The organism is Alteromonas sp. ABH4_452 (genome assembly GCF_056311825.1).
In genome coordinates, this window is the sequence record NZ_CM149973.1 from 2067512 (window position 1) to 2091772 (window position 24261).

Here is a 24261-nt window from a genome sequence, read left to right on the forward strand (position 1 = left end):
TTTTACACTTCCTATACTATTCGCAAGTTATCAGACCAGTTACATGAGCACGTCTTCTAAAGTGCTCATTAAATAGTATAAGAATAAAGTAGAGGAGGTTTTGGTGGAAAAAACCTGGCTTAAGCATTACGACCCTCGCGTTTCCGCAGAAATCGATGCCGATCGTTACGCATCTGTAGTAGACATTTTCGAGCAGTCGGTTAAGAAGTTTAAAAACAAAGAAGCCTTCATTAACATGGGGCACTCAATTTCGTTTGAGGAGCTAGATACCTTATCAGCGCAGTTTGCTGCATACTTACAGTCTAGCGGCTTAAAACGCGGCGATGCCGTGGCAATTATGATGCCTAACCTCCTTCAGTACCCTGTTGCTATGTTTGGGATATTGCGTGCAGGTATGGTTGTGGTTAACGTTAACCCTCTTTACACCGCTCGCGAGTTGAAGCACCAGTTAAACGATGCCAACGCTAAAGCTATCGTTATAGTCGAGAACTTCGCTTGTACTCTCGAAGAGGTCATCGCAGATACTAATTTACAAGAAGTCTTTTTGACGGCATTGGGTGATATGTTGCCTGCTCCTAAGCGTTGGGTTGTGAACGCGGTGGTTAAGTACGTTAAAAAGATGGTGCCTTCATTCAATTTGCCTGAAACCACTTCGTTTATGTCGGCGGTTAAAAAAGGTCAGTCCCTAGAATATACGCGTCCAGACATCGATAGCGGTGATTTAGCCTTCCTTCAATACACAGGTGGAACGACCGGTGTTTCTAAAGGCGCAATGTTAACGCACCGCAATATGGTAGCGAATTTGGAGCAGGTGTCAGGAATTCTCGAAACCGTAATTGAAGAAGGCAAAGATTTTGTTGTAACGGCGCTTCCGCTTTATCATATCTTTGCGCTATTGGCGAACTGCCTTATGTTCGTTAAATATGGCTGCCGCAATTTGCTTATTACCAACCCCCGCGACATGCCAGCTTTTGTGAATGAACTTAGCAAATACCCATTTACTATCCTGCCTGGCGTAAACACCTTGTTTAATGGCCTGTTGAACACGCCTGGGTTCAGCGAGCTTGATTTCAGTAAGTTTAAATTTGGCTTAGGTGGCGGCATGGCGGTTCAGCGCCCTGTTGCAGAGAAGTGGGAGAAGGTTACTAACACTGTGCTTCTTGAAGGCTATGGCCTTACTGAATGCTCACCTGTGGTTGCAGTAAACCCGCCACAAATTGAAGCTTACAAAGGCGCAATTGGAATGCCGGTTCCTTCAACAGACATCAAGCTTCTTGACGACGATGGTAATCCAGTTGAAAAAGGCGAGCCTGGTGAAATGTGGGTGAAAGGCCCTCAGGTGATGAAAGGATATTTGAATCGCCCTGAAGCAACAGAAGAAATTCTGAAAGACGGTTGGCTAGCCACTGGTGACATTGCAACAATAGATGATGAAGGTTACTTCTATATTGTTGACCGTAAAAAGGATATGATCCTAGTTTCTGGCTTCAACGTGTTCCCTAATGAAATTGAAGAAGTAGCTGCAATGCATGACAACATTGTTGAGGCGGCGGCAGTTGGGGTTCCTCATGAGGTCAGCGGTGAAGTCGTGAAACTATTCGTAGTTAAAAATAACGATTCACTCACTGAAAAAGACGTTATCGCGCACTGTCGTAACCATTTAACGGGTTACAAAGTGCCTAAGCAAGTTGTTTTCAAAGACGACTTACCAAAAACCAATGTAGGTAAAATACTGCGTCGGGAGCTTCGAGACTAGTTTCATTGAAATAGTTTTGTGAAAGCCGGCGTAAGCCGGCTTTTTTATTACTGTGCAAAAATATGCAATATCAATTAATTACAACATCTGAACAACTTGAAAAAGTGTGCACTGCAGCTCAGCGTCAAGAGGCCGTAGCCTTAGACACCGAATTTGTAAGAACGAGAACCCTTACTCCTCACCTTGGCCTGATTCAGCTTTACGACGGCCATCAACTGGTTCTTATTGACCCGCTTGCCATCGACAACATGCGGCCGTTTATCGAGCTTATGGAAAATACTGAAGTAGTAAAAGTACTGCATTCGTGTTCAGAAGATATAGAGGCATTTCTCACAGCCTTTGACACGGTACCAACACCCGTTTTCGATACACAGTTGGCAGGAAGCATTTTGGATATGGGGCCGTCACTGGGCTATGCAAAGCTGGTAGAGTTGCTGTGCGATATTACGCTAGATAAAGGTGAATCGCGAACAGACTGGATAGCGAGACCCCTTCGCGAATCTCAGCTTAGCTATGCAGCAAACGACGTATTGTACTTACTGCCATGCTACCAAGAGCTAGCCAGTAAAGTACAGGAAGCCGGCAAAGTGCATTGGATTTACCAAGAGATCGCTTTGCTAGTAGATAAAAAGCGTGCCCAAATGCCAGAAGATTTTGCCTATTTAAGTATTAAGAACAATTGGCGCCTAAACAGCGAACAGCTCACAGTATTACAAGCGTTAGCCGCATGGCGTCTAAATACAGCACGAAAGAAAGACTTGGCGCTAAACTTTGTTTTCAAAGAAGGTCATTTGTTTGAAGCGGCGCAGCGTCTGATTGATAGTAAATCTGGCCTTTCGCGCATTAACGGCGTGAATCACCAATCGGTACGCCGCTACGGCGATACTATTATTACGCTAATTGAAGAAGCAAGAGCGAAGTATGCGCAAACGCCAGAGAAGCTACGGTTACCTGTTGTGTTGCGGCTTATCGATATTGCTAAATACAAGAAAACCCTTGCCGAACTTAAAGTAATTAGTGATCAAATTGCAAAAGATAACAACGTCAATAGCGACGTTATAGCGTCTAAAAAACAGCTAAATCAATTGTTAAAATGGTACTGGTTTCCAGTTGACGAGACCCGTGTACAAGGGTTAACGCCTGATGTGCTATCTACTTGGCGTGAGCCATTGTTTCGACCTCACGTAACCCGACTGTTAGGCGACGCGCCTTCTCAGTAACTTTCTACAAAACATCGCGGGCGTGAAAAAGTGAAAATTTTCACGACCGCACTCATTACAAAGCGAGTAAATCATTTATGTTATGCGCAGTTTATAAAACGCGAAAAAAAGAAGGCATGTATTTATATGTGCCAAAAAAAGATCATTTCGAAGATGTGCCCGAAGCGCTAATGGAAACCTTTGGGCGCCCAGAATTAGTGACCATTATCGCTTTAGAAAAACGGGAAAAACTGGGTATGGTCGATAAGCAAAAGCTTATCGATGAACTTACTGAAAAAGGTTTTTATCTACAAATGCCACCCAAGGAAGACAACCTGTTAGAGCAGCATCGCGAATCTCTTGGACTTTCAAAAACTCCGGATAAAAAGTTTTAAATATTCATGTTAGTAAAAATGATCAACCGTGTAGTCCCTCGATTGGCGGTTCACTCTAAGCGTAGTAGCTACAGTTGGCTGCCCAAGCCGCTTAACGTCTTCGTGCTTTTAACTAGTATCACCTTAAGCATTTCGGTTTCGGCTTACTCAGAAAACAAGCCGAGTATTGACGAAGGGGTTAGTGACGAGAGGCTTAACGAAGAAGGCTTTAAACGCTATGTCGCCCAGCTTAAAAACGAAGCGGCTGCAAAAGGTATAGATAAAGCTAAGCTAGAGCAGGCGTTCGCTGACATCACCTTTAGACCTACCGTCGTCAAATCTGATAAAAGTCAGCCAGAGAAAAAAATAACGTTAGATGACTATCTAGCAACGCGAGTACCTGATTGGAAAGTAAAGCAAGCGGTTGAGCAGTACAACGAACATAAAGTATTACTTGAAGAGATTGCGAAGAAATACGGCGTACAGGCACGCTTTATTGTTGCGCTGTGGGGTAATGAGTCTAATTTTGGTAAAATTCAGGGCAATTTTAGCGTGCTGTCAGCGCTGGCATCGTTGGCATATGAAGGACGACGAGAGAAATTGTTTAAAGACAATTTTTTTGCCGCACTGCGCATACTTGATGAAGGCCACATCGACGTAGATGCGTTAAAAGGCTCCTGGGCTGGTGCGATGGGTCAAACGCAGTTTATGCCTATATCCTTTTTAAACTATGCGGTAGATTACGACGGCGACGGCAGAAAAGATATTTGGGGCACCAAGGCTGATGTATTTGCATCAATCGCCAACTACTTATCCTCTGAAGGATGGGATAGTGAGGGAACGTGGGGGCGCCAAGTCACTCTCACACAACCTGTACCCTTTTCAGGCCTCGCGAAATCTAATATGAAGCCGCTATCTTTTTGGAGCTCAAATGGCGTTAGGCGCTATAACGGCAGCGAGCTTCCCAAAGCTAATGTCGATGCGTCACTTATTATGCCGGATGGTGAAAAAGGGCGAATTTACTTGGTGTATAACAATTTCCATACGCTAATGAAGTGGAACCGTTCGTCTTATTTCGGCGTTTCGGTTGGGTATTTATCTGAACGAATAAAGCGAGGTTACTAATGGCATATCGTCACATTGATACCCAAGGTAATGAAATACCATTACCTGTTAGTAAAGTGCTATGCATTGGTCGAAATTACCTCGACCACATTCAAGAAATGAACTCTACGGTGTCTGAAGCACCGCTGCTGTTTATGAAACCTAAGGCTGCGTTGTGCCATATGCATGAGCCCATTGCTATTCCCACTGACAAAGGCGAATGCCATAACGAGCTTGAAGTGTCGGTACTGCTTAAGTCACCACTTAAAAATGCAAGTGAAGATGAGGTCAAAGGTGCTATTTGGGGGATTGGCCTAGGGCTTGATTTAACTCTCCGCGAAGTCCAAGCAGCGCTTAAAAAGCAAGGACAACCCTGGGAACGAGCCAAATCTTTTGATAACAGCGCGCCACTTTCTGGCTTTGTGCCGTACAGCGAAGTTGGGAATCTTGATGATTTGCGCTTTACCTTAACCATAAACGGAGAGGTCAGGCAGCAAGGGCATACCGAACTTATGTTGCACAAAATCATATCGCTCATCGCCCACATGTCGTCTATATTTACGTTAGACAGTGGTGACGTGATCCTTACCGGTACGCCCAAAGGGGTAGGTAAGCTTAGCCCGGCTGATAAAGTTGAGGCATCGTTAGACGGCCTCATAACGGTAGGTTCAAAGGTAGTAGCTGAATGACAGTAGCATTTTGGGAAACCAAATCTTTAGAAGACATGTCCCAGCAGGAATGGGAATCGTTATGCGATGGGTGTGGTAAATGTTGTCTACAAAAATTTATCGATGATGACGCGGTAGAAGAATACGAAGTTACCGACCATATTAACGATAATGAAAAGATTCACTATACCAATATCGTGTGCACGTATTTGAATACGAAAAAGTGTGAATGTACGCAATATGAAAGACGCACTGAGCTCGTGCCCGATTGCGTGAAGCTTACCAAAGAAAATCTAAAGGATATTTTCTTTATGCCCAATAGCTGCACCTATCGTCGGCTTTACGAGGGAAGGGGAATACCATCGTGGCACCCTTTGCTGAACAAAGGGAAGAAACACGTAATGCACGCTAAGGGAATGTCGGTTCGCAATAAAACGGTGTTTGAAAGTGATGTGGATCTCAACCATTTTGAAGACTATATCGCGCTTTGGCCTCTTGAAGATATTGACTAAGAGGCCAAAATTTATAGTATTTGGCTAAAGTGACAACACGCAAATAGGTAAAGGTAACCCCATTTTGACAGTGTTAAACTTTAAATCGATTAACATTACCTTCTATATTACGGGTAACGGAACTGACGCGCTCACTGGCTGTTCTCGCTTCCACTACCGTATTCATCACTTGCTGACTTAATTCATTTAGGGCCGTAATAGTGTGATTCAAATTGTCTACTACTTGACTCTGTTCCTCAGTGGCAGAGGCAATCTGGTAGATGCGATCATTAGCACTCACGACAGAGGATGAAACCTTGTCGAGCTTTTCCCTCAACGTGTCCGATATGGTAACGACTTCAGACATTTGCGAAGAACCGTTATCAATGGCGCTGACCGCTTCTTCCACACCGCGATTTAAGTTAACAAGCATTTCATTAATATCAGTTGTCGCCTGTTGCGAACGGTTTGCCAAAGAACGTACTTCATCCGCAACTACTGCGAAACCTCTACCTTGTTCGCCTGCTCTAGCGGCTTCGATTGCCGCATTAAGTGCAAGCAAGTTAGTTTGCTCTGAAATATCGCTAATCACACTCAGTAGCGAGGAGATTTGTTTAGTTTCTTGAGCTAGCTTTTGGATAACTGAACTTGCTCGTCCAATGGCCTCTGCGGTACTTGCAACACTGTTGGTGGAATTCACAACTGCTTGATGGCTGTTTCCTGCATCTTCGTTAGCCATTTGGGTGTCATTTAGCGCAACTTGGGTGTTGTCTGCGACTTCTCTTAACGCGTGACTAAGTTGATTAACAGCAGTGGCTATCTGATCGAGATTATCCCGTTGTTCAGATGAGATAGTGGTCACGGCCCCTGATGAGTCACTCATTGCTCGTTCGGCTTCAGCTAAGGAAGACGCATCGTCTTTAATCAATGAAATTAGCCTTTGTAAATTATCCATCAAAGCGTTGAAAGCATAAGCGACATCGGTAATTTCATCTTTTCCAGTGGTGTTGATACGTTTTGTAAGATCGCCTTCGCCTTTACTGATTGAATCTAACATGTCACGTAACACCGCTATGCGTTTGGTAATCAAACGAGGGCCAATCACGATAGTGACGGCACACGCCACTATGGCAAGAATGATCGCCACGATCAAGTACAGGGTTTGCTGGTTACTCGATGATAAATTTTGCTGGGTGATTTCATCTGACAGTAACTTGATTTCTTCCCCAACACGGTCAAAATTACCGCGAAGCGTGTCAAACAAAGGCATACCCTGTTCACGGTATTCGCGCGCGGCCTGACGTACCTGTCCCACTTGTACTTGCTCAATGACGCGTTGGTTTACAGTTGTCCATTTATCGAAATCTAGCTGGTAAGACTTGGCTTTTCCCGCCACTGAACCGTAGTCACCGGTTAGGTTCAACACCTTTGCTAATCGATCTTTAGCTTGCTGAACGTTTTCTTCGTAGTCGGCAATTATTGCACTGCTAAGCTCATCTTGATTGAGCTGGGATGCGAGCATTAAATCCAGAAGTGCAGAATGCGCTTGATACAAATCGCGATCTGCGTTTAGCGCAGCACTTAATGCCTGCGTGAAAACAGATGACAGCGTCGTTGTATTTTGTGATAGAAACCTTCCGTTTGAAATACTTATAAAACTCACTACCAAAAGTAGGATAGCGACAAAGCTAGTCGGTACAGAAAGTTTTTTACGTATCGTCAGATTATCGAAATTGAGCATAGTTGTCACTTATAAATAGCGTCAGCACTGTTCGGATTTTGGTACATATTTGAACAAATCACAAACAGCGATGGATATAGCAAGATAATCAAATTTAAATGAACAATCGATTAGACTTTGTGAGAAATTCGTGCTTCGTTTTAACTCCGTGTTATGTTTTTTTATACCTTATCTATACAAAAGGAGGAGGGCGTTTTGTTTAGCGCCAATTTATACTCTCACTTATATTCAGTTCTTGGAACGCCACTCTACACACAAGGGTTTTTAATGGGGAAATTAACAGGTAAGGTTTCACTGCTGGTAGTGGGAGTAACACTCTCTATAAGCACATTTGTACAAGCTGATGAGTTGACATTTGATTATAGTGGATCGCTGAGAGTGCGCTATGAAACGCTAAATAACCCCATATTTCCGACTACAAAAGAAGCTCGACCGAAAACTAACGACCGTGTATCCACTCGAGTTAGGCTCAAAGGTGAAGCGCATTACGGTGATTGGGATGCAGTAGCTGAGATAGAAGATTCTAGAGCCTATTTAGATGACAATGACGTCACACTAAAATCATCTCAGGTCAACACGTTGGAGCCCGTGCAGTTTTATCTGAGTTATAAAGATTTTTCTAAACATGTTAAGCGGGTTACTGTCGGACGGGTTACCTTAGACCATGGCAGCCGCCGATTAATTGCTCGTACACGTTATCGCAATGCGACAAGCAGTTTTGAGGGGGTAGTGGTCGACACGGTTTTCAACAACTGGGATGTACGTGGATTTTATCTGCAACCTGTGTCGCGGTTTCCTTCAGATTCAGCTTCGGTAGAAGATAACAAGCGAGCATTCGACAAGAGTTTCAGTAATAGAAAACTTTTTGGTATCTATGCACAATCTGACGACAATGCCTGGAAGGTTCACAGTTATTGGCTAAAAGAAAGCGATTCGCCGGAACTCTCTACTAAAAATCGGGATTTGTATACCCTTTCAGTAGATTATTCAAAAAGCTTTGCCGAGAGTTGGAAAAGCAATGTTGAGGTCATTGGTCAAACCGGTACCTCACGGCAGTCGACATCGGCTTCGGATACTACAGACCGCGACGTAAGAGCGTGGATGGTGCACGCTCATCTAGGAAAGCAACTTACCAACAACACTTTTCTAAGAGCAGAGATCGACGCAGCCAGTGGCGATGACAACTCAACTGACGATACTATCCATGCATTTGATTCGTTATACGGTTTACGTAGATTTGATTTTGGTCCTACAGATGTATACCAAACTTTTCCTCGTAGCAATATACTAGCCCCAGGCTTACGCATTGTGACCAAACTCGATGGCGTACACAATGTTATGGTGGGCTATAAGGGATTGTGGCTCCAAAATGTGGCAAAGGGTGAAGAAGATTTCTTGGGTCACCAGGTAGAGGTGCGGTGGCGCTATCAGGTGTTAGAACCTCTTCGCCTAGAGTTCGGAGGAGCTTATCTGGCAAAAGGTGAAGCTCTTGAATCCGGTGCTTACCCAGATAACAGTATGTATGCTTATACTGCCATTATGTATACCTTTTAATGCACAAGGGGTCAGGTGCGCATCAAAATGTGACAGCTGTCCCCCTTTAACACATATTATGTTGTTATAGCGTAAAGAAGGGCATCCCTTCCAAATACCCGTTTTTTGCACAAGCCTTCTTTCACTCCGCCTATCCTTTCAGCAACTCTGATACTCGCCTTATTGTTTGGCTCTACATAACACTCAAGACGATGCAGGTTCATCTGAGAAAAGGCTAGCTTTTTAAGTGCTTCACAGATTGCCGTCGCTAATCCCTTGCCACATGCTTGGGGCGTGAGCCAGTAACCGAGATTGGCAGAGAGGTGGACAGGGTGGATATAGTTGATAATGCCCATGCCCAAACACTTTTCGTCATGCATTAACAAATACGTAAGACCGTAGCCTGTCTGACGGGCTTTTTCCATATTAGTTATGCACTGCTTTGACAACGCTGGCGTAACAGGGCAGACCGCAGAGCCGAACCAAGGCTTTACGTGGTGAATAGATTGTTGGCCCGCATCACACAGCGCATTGCAGTGTTTCTCTGCGATACGCTGAATGCTAATTGGGCCTTGCTCCGACTGTATAGGAGGTAGGCGAGAGGGTAAAATGGATAAGTCGATCAAAAGGGTTTCTTATCCAGTAAGCGGCAGGCAAATACAACGGCAAATACAGCGAAGTAAGCAGCAAAAATTATTTGCATCCACTCTGCCATTCCCATAGACAAAAACTGCCACGTGTCTTCTAAACAGTCCCCCTCAGCAGCAAACACCGCGGGCAGCCATTCGTGAAGCTGTAACCATGAAGGAAAGTTAGGCACTATTTCACAGCTGGCAAAAAACGGGTTGGCAGCGTTGAGAATACCTACGTGTTCTTTGGCTATTAAAAATCCCCAGCCTGAAGATACCGCCCAGCCAGCAAAGCCAAGCATACGGGTAAACCCGTTGTTTTTTATTACAACAATAAGTGCCGACAATACAATGCCGTACATAGCGGTTCGTTGATAAATGCACATAATGCACGGCTTTAAACCCATGCCATACTGAAAGTAAAGCGCAGCAATTTCTAATGCCAATGACGTAGCGAAAAGCACAAGCCATGAAGACTTGTGCTCTGCCCACTGGCTTATGCCGTGAATGATACCGCGCATAGATTAATGACCTACCGCTTGTGCGCCTGCTTCAGCTGCAGTGTGGTGTTCAATAAGGTGCATGTCATATAGCCACTGAGTAGCATCAGCAAGTCCGATATAGGTTGCTACCAAACCTACAATAGTAAGCACGATAGTGTACGGAAGCGCCATCATAACCATGCGGCCATACGATAAACGAAGTAGCGGTGCGATGGCTGAGGTTAGTAAGAATAGGAATGCCGCTTGACCGTTAGGCGTTGCAACACTTGGTAAGTTGGTACCTGTATTGATTGCTACAGCAAGCATATCGTACTGGTCACGAGTAATTTGGCCTGCTTGCAGCGCAGCCGTTACCTCAGTGATATACACCGAGCCTACGAATACGTTGTCACTCACCATCGAAAGCACACCGTTAGCAAGATAGAACATGACCATTTGCGTTTCGCCTTCAAACGACAGTACCCAATGGATAACTGGCTGGAATAGGCCTTGGTCAATAATAACGGCTACTACGCCAAAGAATACGCAAAGTAGTGCGGTAAATGGCAGTGCTTCCTCGAACGCTTTACCAAGTGCGTGCTCTTCGATAACACCGCTCATTGAAGTAGCAAGTACAATAACTGACAGACCGATAAGACCCACTGACGCCATATGCGTAGCAAGGCCAATGATTAACCAAACACCAATTAGCGCTTGTACTATCAGTTTAGCGGTTTCACGCTTACTGCGGCCCTTGTCCATATGGTCGTTGTAGTCGACCAAAATTTGTCTTACCGCCGCAGGTAATTTTGCACCGTAAGAAAACATTCCGGTTTTTTCTAACACTACGGTAGTTAACAAACCAAATACAAACACAGGCAAAGTAACTGGTGCCATACGGATAAAGAACTCGACGAAATCCCAGCCTGCTTTGTCAGCAATAATCAGGTTCTGTGGTTCACCTACCATGGTCATCACCCCACCTAACGCTGTACCTACTGCTGAGTGCATCATAAGGTTACGTAAAAACGCTCTGAAGTCTTCTAGGTCGTGACTTCCTAATTCGTCATCACTGGTGTGGTCGTGATCTGAGTGAAACTCTTTGCCCGACGCCACTTTGTGATAAATAGAGTAAAAGCCCAAGCCGACACTGATGATTACCGCCACTACCGTTAGCGCATCTAGGAAAGCCGATAGAAATGCAGAGGCAAAAATAAATGAAAGCGACAGAATTAGCTTATTACGTACCTTGATAACCAATTTGGTGAATAGGTACATAAGTAAATCTTTCATGAAGTAGATGCCAGCCACCATAAATACAAGCAGTAGCAGAACCTCTAAGTTCACTTCAATCTCATGCATCATATGACCGGGTGTCGTCATGCCAATAAACATGGCTTCGATAAGTAGGAGTCCGCCTGGTTGGAGCGGGTAGCATTTAAGCGCCATTGCTAGCGTAAAAATAAACTGAATGACAAGCGTCCAGCCAGCTATATATGGGTCCACCATAAAGATGAAGGGATTAACAATGAGAAAGGCAATAATGGTTTTTTTATACCAGTCGGGCGCATGTCCCAGGAAATTCTTATAGATCGCCGCGATCATTGAGGTTTGCATGAGTTCCTGTTCCTTTTACAACAAAGCACGCATTTTGCGCATCTTTATACTGTGTAGTTCCGGTTATTGCATACTTAAACTGCTGGTGCTGTACGATTTAGTTCGTCTAACCGCCGTTTCGTTGCTGTCATTATAGTCGGAAATTAAGCGTACATGATATTACCGCCTTGAGAAAGCAATTCACAGACCCCACCATATGAAAGTCACTGAATATTTATCACTTTTTTGATGATAATTATCATTAAGATAGAAAATGCTGACTATTTTGAACATAAAGTAAACAAGCGTTGCTTTATGGTTTTTGAAATAACACTTAAATTTTAACAAGTTGTTAAAACCTTTAGTGGACGAAGCATAATTCATTGTGATAATAAAACAGCATCTGGTACAATCAGTTGCAAAATAACAAGAACGTGCAGGCGATTAGTTATGATTTATAAGGCACAGAGTCCAGCCGGATTCGCCGAAGAATATATTGTTGAATCTATTTGGAGTGGAAGATTTCCACCTGGCACCATTTTGCCTGCAGAGAGAGAGCTTTCTGAGTTAATTGGTGTAACGCGAACCACTTTGCGAGAAGTATTACAGCGTTTGGCGCGCGATGGCTGGTTGACCATTCAACACGGCAAGCCAACCAAGGTAAACAACTTCTGGGAAACGTGCGGTCTGAACATTCTTGAAACCCTTGCTCGCTTAGACCAAGAGGGCATTCCTGAGCTTGTCGATAATTTGCTTGCTGCGCGCACTAATTTAAGTGCGGTTTTCATTCGAGGTGCTATTCGAAACAACCCTCAAGCGTCTGCAGATATTATCGCGAGATACAAAGATGTCGAGCAAGAAGGGTTAGCGTTTGCGCAATTTGATTATCAGATGACTCATGATCTAGCGCTTGCCTCTAACAACAACGTATTTGTTTTGATGATGAATGGTTTCCGCGGGCTGTACTCGCGAATAGGTGGGTACTTCTTTTCGCATCAACCGGCACGAGACATCGCCATGAAATATTACGCAGACCTGCTTGATGCGGCAGAGAAGGGCGAATACGACAGGGTTCCTGTCGTGGTAAGAAATTACGGTATTGAGAGTGGTAAGGTGTGGCAAGCCATTCGTGACGAAATGCCAAAGGATTTAGTCGATTAAGGTTAGTGACGTTTAGGTTCAAAGAAGCATAAACGTTGTTCAAAATTCGATAACACGTTTTTATTTTAAACACCGCATTTCTCTATGAGTTATGCGGTGTTTTTGTTTGTGCAATCTGCACAATGTTTGTTTGCCTGTAAGGCGTGTATATTTTGTAACACTTAATCCCCGCCTTACCCGCATCCAATCGCCATTAACGCTAGAACCTCACTTTCATTTATATATACTCGTTATATAAAACAGCGAAGTGCTTTTTTGCGCACAAATTCAAAATTACGACAGTGTTGAAGAAACACTTTTTAACAGCGATAAAGCACAAAGCGTGGATAAACGTAATCAAACGCGAGATAAAGGAAAAATAATGAAATTCATATGGATAGCACTAGCTGCAGGCGGGCTGATGTCAGGCTGTAGCCTTGAGAACAAAACGGAAAACGTTAAACAAGAGTTAGACAAGGCAGCTCCATCAGTTATGTTAAATACAAAAGTAAATGCTCCAATAGCGAAAAAAGAGCCTTATGAGATGTCGGCGCATGGAGTGACTAGAAACGACAATTATTACTGGATGCGCGATGATTCACGCACAGATGAAGAGATATTGGCGCATCTAGAGCAGGAAAATAGCTATGTTGAAGCAGTACTTGCGCCGCTCAAAGAAAACCGTGAAGCACTTTATGAAGAGCTGGTTTCTCGTATAGAGAAAGACGATTCCACTGTACCTGTGTTCGATAACGGCTACTGGTACTACACCCGTTATTCAGGAGAGAACGAGTACCCTGTATATCTAAGAAAGCCTTCGCTAGATGCTGAGCCGCAAGTGTTGCTTGATGCAAATGTCATGTCTGAAGGACATGACTATTTCAGTATTGGTAGTTACGCGGTAAGCAGTAACAACATGCTTATGGCGTACTCTGAAGACACGCTTAGTCGTCGAATTTATACCGTATACGTTAAAAACCTGGATAACGGCGAAAAGCTAGACGATGTGCTTGAGGGCACGTCAGGCAACGCAGTGTGGGCTAACGACAATGAACATTTATTTTATGTGAAAAAAGACCCACAAACCCTTTTAGGCTATCAAGTGTATCGCCATAAGCTGGGTACTTCTCAAGAAGACGATGTCTTAGTGTACGAAGAAAGCGACCCTACGTTTTATACCTACATCAGTAAAAGCAAAGACGACAGTGTCATTTATATTTATCATTCTCACACTGACAAAACTGGCGTGACTTTGATCGATGCTGATAACCCTACATCTCAATCAGAAATATTCTTACCCATTGAAGATGGCCAGGAGTATAGCGTAGCAAAAGCAAGTGACGGTTATTACGTATTAACTAACATTGATGCAAAAAACTTCAAAGTAATGAAGGCGCCATTAGATGCCACAAGTGACGTGTCAAAATGGCAAGAAGTAGTCCCACATCGTCCAGAGGTCTTTCTTCAAAGTATTGAAGTGATGAAAAATCATCTGGTTGTGAAAGAAAAAGAAAATGGCATGCTGCGCTTAGTTGTACACAACCTAACTTCAAACGAGCAAAAGGTTATACCAACTCAAGATCCTATTTACGGTGCATACTTTAATGCCAACCCTGAAATGGATACTAATAAGCTTAGAATCTATTACAGCTCATTGACTACGCCAGGCTCTATCATTGATATAAACCTTGATACGCTTGAGAGTGAAGTCATGAAGCAAACCCATGTATCTGACACCTTTGATTCTTCAGCTTACGCCTCAGAGCGAGTAATGATTGAGGCGCGAGATGGCGCTATGGTTCCAGTGTCCTTGGTTTATCGTAAAGATAAGTTTAAAAAAGACGGCTCTAATCCGCTATATCAATATGCCTATGGCTCGTATGGTGCAACTATCGACCCTACATTTAGAAGCAGCTGGCTCTCTTTGATAGACAGAGGTTTTGTTGTTGCTATTGCACATATTCGCGGTGGGCAAATGCTAGGGCGTGAATGGTATGAGAGCGGTAAAATGCATCAAAAAATGAATACATTTACTGATTTTATTGATGTATCAAAAGGCTTAGTTGCTAAGCAGTACGCTGATAAAGGCCGCGTATTTGCAATGGGCGGCAGTGCAGGTGGATTACTAATGGGTGCCGTTGTCAATATGGCTCCTGAGCTTTACCAAGGCGTAAGTGCTCACGTGCCGTTTGTTGATGTGGTGACCACTATGAGCGATGAGACTATTCCATTGACCACAGGTGAATATACCGAATGGGGTAACCCAGCAAATAAAGATGAGTTTGACTATATGCTGTCTTACTCGCCTTACGATCAAATAGAAGCTAAAGATTATCCACACATGCTGGTGACTACAGGGCTACACGATTCTCAAGTGCAATACTTTGAGCCTATGAAGTGGGTTGCGAAACTTAGAGAGTATAAAACAGATGATAACTTGCTTCTGTTTAAGACCGACATGGAAGCAGGGCACGGCGGCGCGTCGGGACGCTTTAAGCGTTTTGAATCAACTGCTTTAGAATATGCCTTTGTGTTGCATCTTGCAGGTGTACCGCTGTAAGCAGCCGCGTTCTTAGGGAAAGTTGACGTCAGTCATTACTTAAGTTGGTTCGCTTTTCAAAGAACAAGCGCTTCAGTATTTAAGCCCGAATAAGCACACGCTTTTCGGGCTTTTTTATTTTTTAGTGTTTTTAGTATGCGGATTCTAATTGTTAAGCGTACAGTTTAGCCATGGTGTTGAAACACACTCAAATTTAGCATTCATAGGAGCTGAACATGACTACTACTGACACAATTAAAGGCAAAATTAACGAAGCCGAAGAGATGGCGCGTAAAATTTGGTTAGCAGGCCTAGGCGCTTATGGTAAAAGCGTTGAAGAAGCGCAAGGGCGTTACGAGAAACTAAGCGAAGAAGCGAACAAAATGTTCGATGAGCTAGTGACTAAAGGTGAAACTTTAGAAGACGACGCTAAGAGCAAGTTTAAATCGACTACTAACGATGTGGAAAATCGTGTGGCTGATGTTCGCAAAAAACTTGGTCTTGATTCTGAGCCAGCAGATCAGCGTATTGAAGAGCTGTCGGCTAAAATCGATGCCTTGACTGAAGCTGTTGCTAAACTGGCGGCAAGCAAGTAAAGCGATAGTCTTTTTTGGGCTCCGCTTGCGGTGCTCAATATGCAGTTTTTGATTACTACTTCGCTAAAGTAGGGTACTAATAAAATTGCAACTGAGTGGCAGTGAAAGCCGTGCGTTCAAGCTTAAAGTAAGCTATTAAGCAAAGCTTTGAGACTAGGCTGTGAATAGCCCTTACACTGCCATGCTTACAAATCTCCGCATTGGAGGCGTTATGAGCAACAAAAATATCCCCAATCCAGAACTTGTGCCTGTTGCCGAAAGAAAAACGACAACACTAAATGGCCGCAACGCTTCATCTCTGAAATCATCCCCCTTGTTTGGATGGCTCTTCGCTGGTTCTGACCTATTATCTGAAAAGCTAGACCAAGCTGCAGGTGTGGTCAGCCAGAGAATTGACGATACACACGAAACCATCAATGCCATGCAGGTTAAAGGCCTAGAGGTGGAAAGTGAACTTAGACGTACACTAAATCCATTCGCTTTAGTCGACACTGCACAAAAACTGGTGGCATCAACGCCGTTATTTTCAGTATTATCAGGTGGTCAAAAACGTCAACAGAAAGAGCAGCAACTTGAAATGTTGAGTGCAAAAGTGGATTTGCTCGTTGAGCAAGTAGCCCTTTTAGCTGCAAAAGAAGCGGCTAAAAAAGCAGAAGCAACAAGTACTGCAAGTAAGGCTGCTACCACTAAAAGAGCAGCATCTAAAAGTGCTTCAGTTAAGTCGACCACGACTTCATCAACGACTACGGGCACCCGCAAGTCGAGTACAGCAAAAACTGCCACTACAACGGCCGCTTCATCGTCTAGTTCGACTAAAAAGGCCGCTACCGGAACAGCTAAGCGCACTGCGGCAAAGTCAACGGCAGCTAAGAGTACAGCACGTAAAACAACAGCTAGTACTAAAGCAACACCGGCCAAGAGCACGACTAACAGTGCAACGAGTTCGCCTGAAAGCACTAAGAACGACGAGTAAAAAGACTCGTTAAAAGTATGTCTTTTTTGTTTCCCAGGACTAAGCGCGTTTGGATAAAACTACAGATCCTGAGCGAGGTGTCGGCGCTGCACTGTTTGCAGCCCCCTACCGAATATACGAAGCTTCTGGCGGTTGGCTTGTACAAACAAAGTAATCGATAATGACAATTTATACTTGCAGTGGTGGTTATCAAAATTACTAGTGGATCTCATTTCTGGGTAGTGCTGTTTGATTATTGTTCAATAAACACTTGCAGATGTTGTTTGTATAACCTATTGTTTAACTGAACATTAAATGAAGGAATATGGCATGAGAATACTTTTAGTAGCGTCTGTAATTTTTTTAACGGCATGCGATTCAACAGAAATGGCACAGCAACAGCCAGAAGCAAATAGCGGCGCGGTTGCGCTTTATGACGCACAGGGCTTTTTCGTTAGGCAATACCAAGATGCACAGGATTGTCATGCTGCTGCGATACGTCATAATATGAGAGCCGTTAACAATAATACGGAAAATAATAACACCTACCGACGAGCTGGCATTATGAATGAACCTCGACTAACTTCATCATGTCGCGATGTATAACGGCACTTTGGTCATAAATAAGTTTCAACAAAAACGCCCTTAAATGGGCGTTTTTTTATGCTTCAAACTTATCGCTTATTAACTATTTTTCGCCCACAAATTCTGATGCTTTTTAAAACCGAAGAAATCGTAGGGTTCCCAAAAGCTTGGTACTAAATCATCAATAGCATCTGGCGTAAAATTGCTCGACAGCTGGCTCATAATTTCGCCTAACCTTTCTTGGCCCACGCGCATTAGCTTTTTTCTGTTTGCCGGAAAATACAGGTTTCTGCCTTTTGGAATGACTTCTTGCGCACCGCTGGTGATGTATTTTTGGTTTCTTGTCACGACTTTGCATAAAGGCTCTGCAGGGTTCGCGGGGTTCAGCCCAATCACTATGGCGCACTCATATTGATCTTTTTCTTGGCCTTTTTCATTCGCAGGAATATAAGTAACACCAAAACCTTGCGGGAAGTAGCCCACCAGTTCAACAAAGTCCTGTGCTAATTGTTTGTTTAGGCCGCCTTTTTTCGCAAGTTGCTCAATTAGCATATACCCCTTGGGTAGGCTCATTCGTGAGTAGTCTGACTTAGTAGAAAGCACGATGGAAACGTAAATTTGAGGGATTTTTACAATCTCGCCCAAACCGGTTTTTGACACAAAGGCGTCTTTAACCAAACTCAGCAAAAATTCGTTAGCGTCTTTGTGAGTTTGATTAAAACGGTCTCTTTCTTCTTTATTGTTACCTACGTAGTTAGGCTGCCCTAAACCATCGGATAAGTAACGTAACGTGAAGTGATAGTTTAGCTTCAGCAGGTCTTTTCGCTGCGATTCTTCTAACAAACGAAACTCATCTAGGTCGCCATTTTCACCTTTTAATATGGTTTGCGCAGCAGGACTTTGTAAACCAATATCTTGCAGAAGGGCGGCGGTGATAAGAGGGCGACCTAACTCAGTTTTCCATTTGTCTCGCCAATAGCGGTTTCCGCGAAAGCGAGAGGCGGCTTCACGATACTTTGATAAGTATCTGTGGGCGATAGTGTCGTGTTCTAAAAGTCTATCTACCAAACGTAAAGTTAAAACAGCCTTGTAAAGCGGTTTGAAGCGCATATGCACACGAGCGAAATTGCCCTCAGGTCCTCGTGTTAGCAACATTATTGTTCCAAGCAACTTGGCGCTAAGCTGTTGTGTTTCTTGCCAGTTGTCGCCTTCGCAAAGCTCGATTATTTTAGTGCTTACGGCGTCCAAACGCTCTAATCTCGCTAAACGCTCTTCTTCAAGTTTTTCTGAGCTATTTTTTATTTGTTGGGCAAGCTGTTCAGCTAATAATTCTTTCTTCTTATTACCTTCAATTCGTTTAAGCTGTGCTTTTAATTCTTCAATATGCTGCTCGAGAGAAGGGGTGAGGGAAAAGTAATGACTGGCATCCTCAAAAACCGAACCGAAGCCCGAGTCTTTAGGATAAATCATGTTGATAAGTTGTTTTACCTGCTGCGTAAAAATGCTATCGGGGTTTTGGCTTTGTGCGCTCACCGTCTTCCTTTCAAATGATGCTACGAATTGCTATTACTTTGCTATAAGCAATTCAGGACAGGCCAAGCGACACAAAGGTTACCTAACCTCGTGCCCAAGCTCTACTGCCTCACGTTTTTTCAATTGCCCTAAATGATACCGCAAATTTTCACTAATTTTGGTATTTCTTTTAATAACATGTAGTTGCGGCCATGATGCCCGCTCACCACTTACAATTAACTGGCTAATGCTTTCGCGGGTTGGGTTAGACAATACCTGAGATAAATTCCTTATTTGGCGCTTGGGTAAAATATTGATATTGCCTACATACTGCTGATCAATAATAGAACGTACTTTGTGAATTGCTAGCTTGGCGCTCTTATTCCCAGTTAAACGTTCAATGATATCGATAGCGAAAATACTATTGGTTTTTGCAAGTTGTCCAATGTGACGTGCCGACATATCCCATAGCGAGTTGGGATCAATGCGATTTGATGAAATGAACGGCACCGCTAGTGGATTTGTTTGGCTTACAATACTGTGATTGACACCGTATAACCTAGCTAACCGTTCGTAGGGGAGGTCAGCCATTAACGAACCGTCGGCAAAACGTCGGTTAGGGATATAAGGAACTATCTCGCCAGACGGAGTTTTCGCTCTTAGCTGCACAGGGCTAAAGATAACGGGTACCGCACAAGATGCACGTACCGCTTGGGTAATAATAGCATTGGGCGAGGTTTTGGCATTTAACAGTCGTGAATGCTGATGCAAGTCGGCAGGAGATACCGTCACAGTTATGTGCCGTCCTGTCTTCTTAAAGGCTTCTTCAAAGGTTGTAAGGTCGAACAGTTCAATCAGTGCATTTTCAAGTACTGAGCTATCAAATAGCCCTTTTTTCCCAAGACCTGCAAAGCTTCGCCAATGTTTGAAGGTTTCGTATATAAAATCTGCGCTTAGCGCTTCTAGCAACTGATCGTGCGTTCGCGTGCCTAACATCGCAGCAATGATCGACCCTGCACTTGAGCCAGACACTACGGTAGGTAATAAATTCTTTTCGTTTAACGACTTAACCACACCTGCATGAAAAAAACCTAAGCCTGCGCCACCTGACAGCATAAGGCAACTTCGCCCGAAGGCATGGGCGGTTTCATCAAAAAACGATAGCTTTTCATAGAAGTCTACGTCTTGTTCATCTGCGTTATAGATCTGTTCTAGCGCCAATATCACTTCATCAATAAATTGTTCAATAAGGTATTTAGTGCCAATTTTGCACTGGCTAAGCAGTATAGGGTTGGCGATATTACCCAAATTACCGTGTAGCCCTTCGTGCAGGATGGACATCAGAGCATGTAAATCGCCTCTGCTTCTAGCAAGCTGTAGGCGTTGAACACGCTTTCGAATAAGCTTGTAGTCATAGTCATCGCTGGCATCTTCTGCTTTCCACTCGTCAGCGCCAGACAGCGCATCGTGCGCTAGGCACGCGGCTTCATATTCATCGTAACTGCTTGCATGTTCAATATCATGTTCAAGTTTTTTTAACCGAAAATCGAATACTGCCATAACGATTACCTATTTTAATTGATGAGCACTGTTGCCTTTTCTTATATGACGAGCGAACAGGTGCGTTTAACACCAGTAAAGGATAGATACGTATTTCGAACCCTGTTTACTAAGTGGCGCAGTTATCGGCATTTGCCAAAAAGCATGTGGTAAGCCTGCGCCCATCAACAGCGGTCTCTACGCTATATTGAGTGTATGGCGTAAATTTAGAATCCACTACCTAAACCCTTTTTCTTAATTAACCGCTTTGTGCTTTTAGCGCGTGACTCAAGGCGGTATCTTTTAATAGTTAGACTTTCAGAGGGTTGTTTTCAATCAACAATTAGCAGTAATTTTGTTTTTTACATTGACCATTTCATAAGCACTCAGTAGCCTGAGAGTGAAAATAATAATGTGGACCTCTTTTTTGTAGTATGGAATGGAATTTTCAAACGCTAAGCCTGCTATCAATTCCTTTAATTAGTGCCATCGTCGGGTGGCTGACTAACTATTTGGCGGTAAAAATGATGTTTTACCCCATAGAGTTCGTAGGTATTAAGCCCTTCTTTGGATGGCAGGGGCTCATTCCCGCGAAGCGCCGCCAAATGGCAGAGATTGAGGTTGAGCTAGTTTTAGGCAAATTGTTAAGTGTTGAAGAATTAGCGCAGCGCTTAGATGCAGATGAACTAACGAAGGCTATTGAGCGCCGCTTAGGGCAGGTTATACGCAAAGTCGTCAATGACGTAATGGCCGAATCAGCGCCTCAACTTTGGGCTGCTTTGCCTGTGCAAGGCAAAAATTTAGTTTACCAGCGTATCGAAAACGACATCCCCAATGTGGTTCACAAAATGGTGGACGACTTTCAGCATAACGTTTCAGAAATTTTGGATATTAAAGAGTTGGTGGTTGAGCAACTGGTTAATACTCCAGAACTCGTTAATGAGATTTTCTTAACCGCAGGCAGCAAAGAGTTCCCATTTATAGTGCGTTCTGGCTTTTATTTCGGTTTCCTGTTCGGCTTACCAACCATGCTGCTTTGGTATTTCTATCAAGCATGGTGGATATTACCCCTAGGCGGCTTGCTTGTGGGTTATGCTACCAACTGGATTGCCATCAAGATAATTTTCGAACCCAAACGCCCGAGAAAACTGGGGCCTATTACTATCCAGGGCATGTTTTTAAAGCGGCAAAAAGAAGTATCAGAAGTTTACTCAAGCATTATTGAAAAAAAGCTGATAACGCCGAAAAACATTACCCACGTTATATTGCACGGTTCTGGTTCTGCGCAGCTTTTAGAACTAATCGAGCTTCATGTTAACGACGCTATTGAACGGTATGTGGCTATCGCGCAACCTTATTTTGCGCTAGGTGTTGGGTCAGAAAATTACCATCAAATGAAGGCGCTAGCCGTACGTCAAATATTTAAAAATTCTGACAAATATCTTCTTTATGCCTTTGATTATGCCAACAACGCGATGCAAATAGGACACGATTTGAGTGAACGCATGCAGGCGCTAAGTGTTGAAGAATTTGAGGGAGTGTTGCGCCCAGCTTATCAGCAAGATGAGTGGAAACTCATCGTAACGGGCGCTATTTTGGGTATGGTAGCTGGTGTTGCCCAACTTTATCTGGTGTTCATGTAAGTTATCTTATTAGCAAAAACTAACGCACAAGGATGGCAAAGGGTCGGACTGAACTATGAAAACCGCGCAGAAAATACTACTCACCGCGCTAACGTTATTTAACGAGCACGGCGAAAACACGGTAACCAGTGTCGATATCGCCGTTGAGATGGATATTAGTCCGGGAAACCTTTATTACCATTTTAAAGGTAAAGACAGCCTTGTTAGTGCCTTGATGAAAATGCATGAACAACAAATGCAGAAGATACTGAATCGAGAAAAGCTCGATACACTTCATCCCGAAGAAATTATGTATTATCTGTATTTGCTCATAGACAGTATTCATGTATTTCGCTTTTTCTATCGCAGTCCAGCTGACTTGGCGGAAAAATACCCGAGCATTGTTCGGCCTAGACAGCACATACTATCGAGCTTAAATAAACAATTAGCCTTTCTTTTTGAGTCACTATCAATGCGAGATATTCTTATTGCCTCAGATGCAGATAGGGCGCTATTAGTAGATTTGATATCTTTAATTATTACCCAGTCTTGTCAGTTTGATGAGTTAAACAGTCATATGGATAGCACAATGCAGCGTTATCATGCTCTGTCACTCATGATGGTGAGTGTATTGCCAAGGCTGACGCTGCCTGATGAACAAAAGCTTCAGCTAGAACAGATGCTGCACTCACATGACTTTGTGAGAAATGCCTCAACCCCGTCACCCCTCGACTTCGCGTAAAGGAATAGTAATGGCAAAAACGCTCAGTTTCTTAGATAAGTCATTTTGGATAACAGAGTCAGACGAGAACCCAAAACATGTTGCTTGCTTGCAGCTACTCGCAATTCCAAAAGGGGCAAAAAGTACTGAATATGTGCCTCAGTTATTCCAAGAAATAAGAAGCTTTGCTCGGGCTACTTCTCCGTTCAACTGTTCGGTGAAAACGGTGCTAGGTTACCCTGTCGGGTTTGCGCCTGTGAAAAAGCTAAACATGGACTATCATGTGCAAATTCACCGAGTGGCAGATATTACAAACCGAGAGGCACTAGACGCCTTCGTTGCGAGGTTACATGCGTCGCGGTTAGACCCTGACAAACCTTTGTGGCAATACCATTTTATTTTTGACGATAATAGCGAAACATTTGCCATTTATGCTCGCGTTCATCATATGTATGGTGATGGTGCGACTTTGGTACGCTGGTTTCAGGCCGGTTATGTGTCTAACTCTCACGAAACAAAGTTTACGCCTGTTTGGGCAGTAAAGCGGCTTCGCCATAAGCGTAGAGACTCGGTGAGTTTTTACAAGCGTTTAGTGGGCGTGGGGTACGCGCTCAAAACCGCACTTGATTTGCTTGTCATCTTTATCCGCATATTTATGAAAGCGCTGCGAGTAAATCCACATTATATGCCAATTCCTTTCACTGGTACGAAAACAGTGCTTACCGGGCAAGTGAAAGCGGGTAGGGCCGTGGCAACTATGGATTTAGATTTCAAGCGGGTGAAAGCGCTAGCAAGGCGCACGCGCTCTACCGCAAACGAGGTATTGCTATGCGCCTTTGATATCGGCGTACATAAGTTACTACAAGATCATGGTCAGGTATTTAAAAAAGCCTTATTCACCAATATGCCGATTAACTTGCGCAAACCCGGTGAAAAAACCACAGGTAATAAAATAGCTATTGTGCCGGTGGAGTTAGCACATGGTGAAAACGACCCCTATCTTAGGTTGCGTCAAATTGTAGTGAACCATCGTATCGTTAAAAATGCGGCGCAGCATGCGCGTCCTGCAGCATTTAGTGGCTATACCATTGCCATTCAATCTCTTGCGCTGGTCTTCGAATGGTTAAAGCTATCTAGCGTGGTTAAACCTATTGCAAATATTCTTATTTCAAACGTACCCGGCCCCAAAGATACAAGGTATTTAAAAGATGCGGAGTTGTTGGCCTGCTATCCCATTTCTACCATGACGCCAGGCGGAGGGGTAAATATTACGCTTATGACCTACGCGGGCACTGCAAATGTTGGGTTGGTGTGCTGCAATAAAAATATCGAGTCGTTACAACCATTAGCGCGTTACGTTAAAGAGGCATTCGACATGCTAGAAGCGAGCGTGGACGATCCAAGGCTAAACATCGACGATATTGGTGAGCAGGTGGATACCGTGCCTGTCTCTATTGTGTCAGATCACTAGTATGCGTAACT

At 43.7% G+C, this 24261-nt stretch carries 21 protein-coding genes; 15 read left to right on the top strand and 6 right to left on the bottom strand.

The window, feature by feature from the left end:
- The first annotated feature begins 103 nt into the window (after positions 1 to 103).
- The 6 genes from fadD to ACYX4N_RS08865 all read left to right on the top strand — a co-directional run bounded on the left by fadD (position 104) and on the right by ACYX4N_RS08865 (position 5613).
- Positions 104 to 1756, top strand: a complete 1653-nt coding sequence (fadD, locus tag ACYX4N_RS08840) for a long-chain-fatty-acid--CoA ligase FadD (RefSeq protein ID WP_476056287.1) — start codon at positions 104 to 106, stop codon at positions 1754 to 1756.
- 62 nt (positions 1757 to 1818) lie between these two features.
- The gene (rnd, locus tag ACYX4N_RS08845; RefSeq protein ID WP_474805936.1) at positions 1819 to 2976 is read left to right on the top strand and encodes a ribonuclease D; all 1158 of its coding nucleotides are present in this window, start codon (positions 1819 to 1821) and stop codon (positions 2974 to 2976) included.
- A 77-nt stretch (positions 2977 to 3053) separates the two neighbouring features.
- A complete protein-coding gene (locus ACYX4N_RS08850; RefSeq protein ID WP_474857122.1) occupies positions 3054 to 3350 on the top strand; it encodes a YcgL domain-containing protein in 297 nt (98 codons plus the stop codon).
- Between the two features lie 6 nt (positions 3351 to 3356).
- Positions 3357 to 4454 (top strand): lytic murein transglycosylase, encoded by a 1098-nt coding sequence (locus ACYX4N_RS08855; RefSeq protein ID WP_476056288.1) that lies wholly within the window; start codon positions 3357 to 3359, stop codon positions 4452 to 4454.
- On the top strand, positions 4454 to 5122 hold the full coding sequence (locus ACYX4N_RS08860) for a fumarylacetoacetate hydrolase family protein (RefSeq protein ID WP_476056289.1): 669 nt from the start codon (positions 4454 to 4456) through the stop codon (positions 5120 to 5122). The genes ACYX4N_RS08855 and ACYX4N_RS08860 overlap by 1 nt, the downstream gene beginning before the upstream one ends.
- Positions 5119 to 5613 carry a YcgN family cysteine cluster protein gene (locus tag ACYX4N_RS08865; protein ID WP_476056290.1) on the top strand — a complete coding sequence of 165 codons (495 nt, stop codon included), beginning with the start codon at positions 5119 to 5121 and terminating at the stop codon, positions 5611 to 5613. The genes ACYX4N_RS08860 and ACYX4N_RS08865 overlap by 4 nt, the downstream gene beginning before the upstream one ends.
- 73 nt (positions 5614 to 5686) lie before the next feature.
- Here the strand turns inward: ACYX4N_RS08865 and ACYX4N_RS08870 are convergent, their stop codons facing one another.
- Positions 5687 to 7333 carry a methyl-accepting chemotaxis protein gene (locus ACYX4N_RS08870; RefSeq protein ID WP_474805946.1) on the bottom strand — a complete coding sequence of 549 codons (1647 nt, stop codon included), beginning with the start codon at positions 7331 to 7333 and terminating at the stop codon, positions 5687 to 5689.
- Positions 7334 to 7600: 267 nt separating this feature from the next.
- Here ACYX4N_RS08870 and ACYX4N_RS08875 point away from each other — a divergent pair, with 267 nt between their 5' ends.
- Positions 7601 to 8887, top strand: a complete 1287-nt coding sequence (locus ACYX4N_RS08875; protein ID WP_476056291.1) for an alginate export family protein — start codon at positions 7601 to 7603, stop codon at positions 8885 to 8887.
- Positions 8888 to 8943: 56 nt separating this feature from the next.
- Here the strand turns inward: ACYX4N_RS08875 and ACYX4N_RS08880 are convergent, their stop codons facing one another.
- From ACYX4N_RS08880 to nhaB, 3 genes are read right to left on the bottom strand one after another with little or no spacing between them, the layout of a single operon-like run.
- Positions 8944 to 9492, bottom strand: a complete 549-nt coding sequence (locus tag ACYX4N_RS08880; protein WP_474805949.1) for a GNAT family N-acetyltransferase — start codon at positions 9490 to 9492, stop codon at positions 8944 to 8946.
- Positions 9489 to 10016, bottom strand: a complete 528-nt coding sequence (dsbB, locus tag ACYX4N_RS08885; RefSeq protein WP_476056292.1) for a disulfide bond formation protein DsbB — start codon at positions 10014 to 10016, stop codon at positions 9489 to 9491. The genes ACYX4N_RS08880 and dsbB overlap by 4 nt, the downstream gene beginning before the upstream one ends.
- A 3-nt stretch (positions 10017 to 10019) precedes the next feature.
- A complete protein-coding gene (nhaB, locus tag ACYX4N_RS08890; RefSeq protein WP_476056293.1) occupies positions 10020 to 11594 on the bottom strand; it encodes a sodium/proton antiporter NhaB in 1575 nt (524 codons plus the stop codon).
- 429 nt (positions 11595 to 12023) lie between these two features.
- On the opposite strand from nhaB, the gene fadR reads away from it, so the two are divergent.
- The 5 genes from fadR (at position 12024) to ACYX4N_RS08915 (ending at position 17406) form a co-directional block, all read left to right on the top strand.
- A complete protein-coding gene (gene fadR, locus ACYX4N_RS08895) occupies positions 12024 to 12734 on the top strand; it encodes a fatty acid metabolism transcriptional regulator FadR (protein WP_474805955.1) in 711 nt (236 codons plus the stop codon).
- Positions 12735 to 13095: 361 nt separating this feature from the next.
- Positions 13096 to 15273, top strand: coding sequence for a S9 family peptidase (locus tag ACYX4N_RS08900; protein ID WP_476056294.1), 2178 nt, complete (start codon positions 13096 to 13098; stop codon positions 15271 to 15273).
- Positions 15274 to 15488: 215 nt separating this feature from the next.
- Positions 15489 to 15848 (top strand): phasin-related domain-containing protein, encoded by a 360-nt coding sequence (locus ACYX4N_RS08905; RefSeq protein WP_025255732.1) that lies wholly within the window; start codon positions 15489 to 15491, stop codon positions 15846 to 15848.
- A 211-nt stretch (positions 15849 to 16059) separates the two neighbouring features.
- Positions 16060 to 16821, top strand: coding sequence for a hypothetical protein (locus ACYX4N_RS08910; RefSeq protein WP_476056295.1), 762 nt, complete (start codon positions 16060 to 16062; stop codon positions 16819 to 16821).
- Positions 16822 to 17130: 309 nt separating this feature from the next.
- Entirely contained in the window at positions 17131 to 17406 is a 276-nt protein-coding gene (locus ACYX4N_RS08915) for a hypothetical protein (RefSeq protein ID WP_476056296.1), read from the top strand.
- A gap of 78 nt (positions 17407 to 17484) precedes the next feature.
- Here the strand turns inward: ACYX4N_RS08915 and ACYX4N_RS08920 are convergent, their stop codons facing one another.
- Together ACYX4N_RS08920 and ACYX4N_RS08925 are read right to left on the bottom strand one after the other, a co-directional pair.
- Positions 17485 to 18918 carry a hypothetical protein gene (locus ACYX4N_RS08920; protein ID WP_476056297.1) on the bottom strand — a complete coding sequence of 478 codons (1434 nt, stop codon included), beginning with the start codon at positions 18916 to 18918 and terminating at the stop codon, positions 17485 to 17487.
- A gap of 78 nt (positions 18919 to 18996) precedes the next feature.
- The gene (locus ACYX4N_RS08925) at positions 18997 to 20457 is read right to left on the bottom strand and encodes a DUF3336 domain-containing protein (protein WP_474805962.1); all 1461 of its coding nucleotides are present in this window, start codon (positions 20455 to 20457) and stop codon (positions 18997 to 18999) included.
- Positions 20458 to 20870: 413 nt separating this feature from the next.
- Here ACYX4N_RS08925 and ACYX4N_RS08930 point away from each other — a divergent pair, with 413 nt between their 5' ends.
- Genes ACYX4N_RS08930 through ACYX4N_RS08940 form a run of 3 tightly spaced genes read left to right on the top strand, consistent with a single transcriptional unit; the run spans position 20871 to position 24250 of the window.
- Positions 20871 to 22079, top strand: a complete 1209-nt coding sequence (locus tag ACYX4N_RS08930; protein WP_476056298.1) for a DUF445 domain-containing protein — start codon at positions 20871 to 20873, stop codon at positions 22077 to 22079.
- Positions 22080 to 22134: 55 nt separating this feature from the next.
- On the top strand, positions 22135 to 22800 hold the full coding sequence (locus tag ACYX4N_RS08935; RefSeq protein WP_476056299.1) for a TetR/AcrR family transcriptional regulator: 666 nt from the start codon (positions 22135 to 22137) through the stop codon (positions 22798 to 22800).
- Positions 22801 to 22810: 10 nt separating this feature from the next.
- Complete coding sequence (locus ACYX4N_RS08940; RefSeq protein ID WP_474805967.1) at positions 22811 to 24250, top strand: wax ester/triacylglycerol synthase domain-containing protein; 1440 nt, start codon at positions 22811 to 22813, stop codon at positions 24248 to 24250.
- Positions 24251 to 24261: the final 11 nt, after the last annotated feature.

What these genes read in the sequence shown, in the direction of transcription:
- rnd (WP_474805936.1), top strand. Translation starts at nt 1,819, where the DNA reads ATGCAATATCAATTAATTACAACATCTGAACAACTTGAAAAAGTGTGC.
- ACYX4N_RS08850 (WP_474857122.1), top strand. Translation starts at nt 3,054, where the DNA reads ATGTTATGCGCAGTTTATAAAACGCGAAAAAAAGAAGGCATGTATTTA.
- ACYX4N_RS08855 (WP_476056288.1), top strand. Translation starts at nt 3,357, where the DNA reads ATGTTAGTAAAAATGATCAACCGTGTAGTCCCTCGATTGGCGGTTCAC.
- ACYX4N_RS08860 (WP_476056289.1), top strand. Translation starts at nt 4,454, where the DNA reads ATGGCATATCGTCACATTGATACCCAAGGTAATGAAATACCATTACCT.
- ACYX4N_RS08865 (WP_476056290.1), top strand. Translation starts at nt 5,119, where the DNA reads ATGACAGTAGCATTTTGGGAAACCAAATCTTTAGAAGACATGTCCCAG.
- ACYX4N_RS08870 (WP_474805946.1), bottom strand. Translation starts at nt 7,333, where the DNA reads ATGCTCAATTTCGATAATCTGACGATACGTAAAAAACTTTCTGTACCG.
- ACYX4N_RS08875 (WP_476056291.1), top strand. Translation starts at nt 7,601, where the DNA reads ATGGGGAAATTAACAGGTAAGGTTTCACTGCTGGTAGTGGGAGTAACA.
- dsbB (WP_476056292.1), bottom strand. Translation starts at nt 10,016, where the DNA reads ATGCGCGGTATCATTCACGGCATAAGCCAGTGGGCAGAGCACAAGTCT.
- nhaB (WP_476056293.1), bottom strand. Translation starts at nt 11,594, where the DNA reads ATGCAAACCTCAATGATCGCGGCGATCTATAAGAATTTCCTGGGACAT.
- fadR (WP_474805955.1), top strand. Translation starts at nt 12,024, where the DNA reads ATGATTTATAAGGCACAGAGTCCAGCCGGATTCGCCGAAGAATATATT.
- ACYX4N_RS08900 (WP_476056294.1), top strand. Translation starts at nt 13,096, where the DNA reads ATGAAATTCATATGGATAGCACTAGCTGCAGGCGGGCTGATGTCAGGC.
- ACYX4N_RS08905 (WP_025255732.1), top strand. Translation starts at nt 15,489, where the DNA reads ATGACTACTACTGACACAATTAAAGGCAAAATTAACGAAGCCGAAGAG.
- ACYX4N_RS08910 (WP_476056295.1), top strand. Translation starts at nt 16,060, where the DNA reads ATGAGCAACAAAAATATCCCCAATCCAGAACTTGTGCCTGTTGCCGAA.
- ACYX4N_RS08915 (WP_476056296.1), top strand. Translation starts at nt 17,131, where the DNA reads ATGAGAATACTTTTAGTAGCGTCTGTAATTTTTTTAACGGCATGCGAT.
- ACYX4N_RS08925 (WP_474805962.1), bottom strand. Translation starts at nt 20,457, where the DNA reads ATGGCAGTATTCGATTTTCGGTTAAAAAAACTTGAACATGATATTGAA.
- ACYX4N_RS08930 (WP_476056298.1), top strand. Translation starts at nt 20,871, where the DNA reads ATGGAATGGAATTTTCAAACGCTAAGCCTGCTATCAATTCCTTTAATT.
- ACYX4N_RS08935 (WP_476056299.1), top strand. Translation starts at nt 22,135, where the DNA reads ATGAAAACCGCGCAGAAAATACTACTCACCGCGCTAACGTTATTTAAC.
- ACYX4N_RS08940 (WP_474805967.1), top strand. Translation starts at nt 22,811, where the DNA reads ATGGCAAAAACGCTCAGTTTCTTAGATAAGTCATTTTGGATAACAGAG.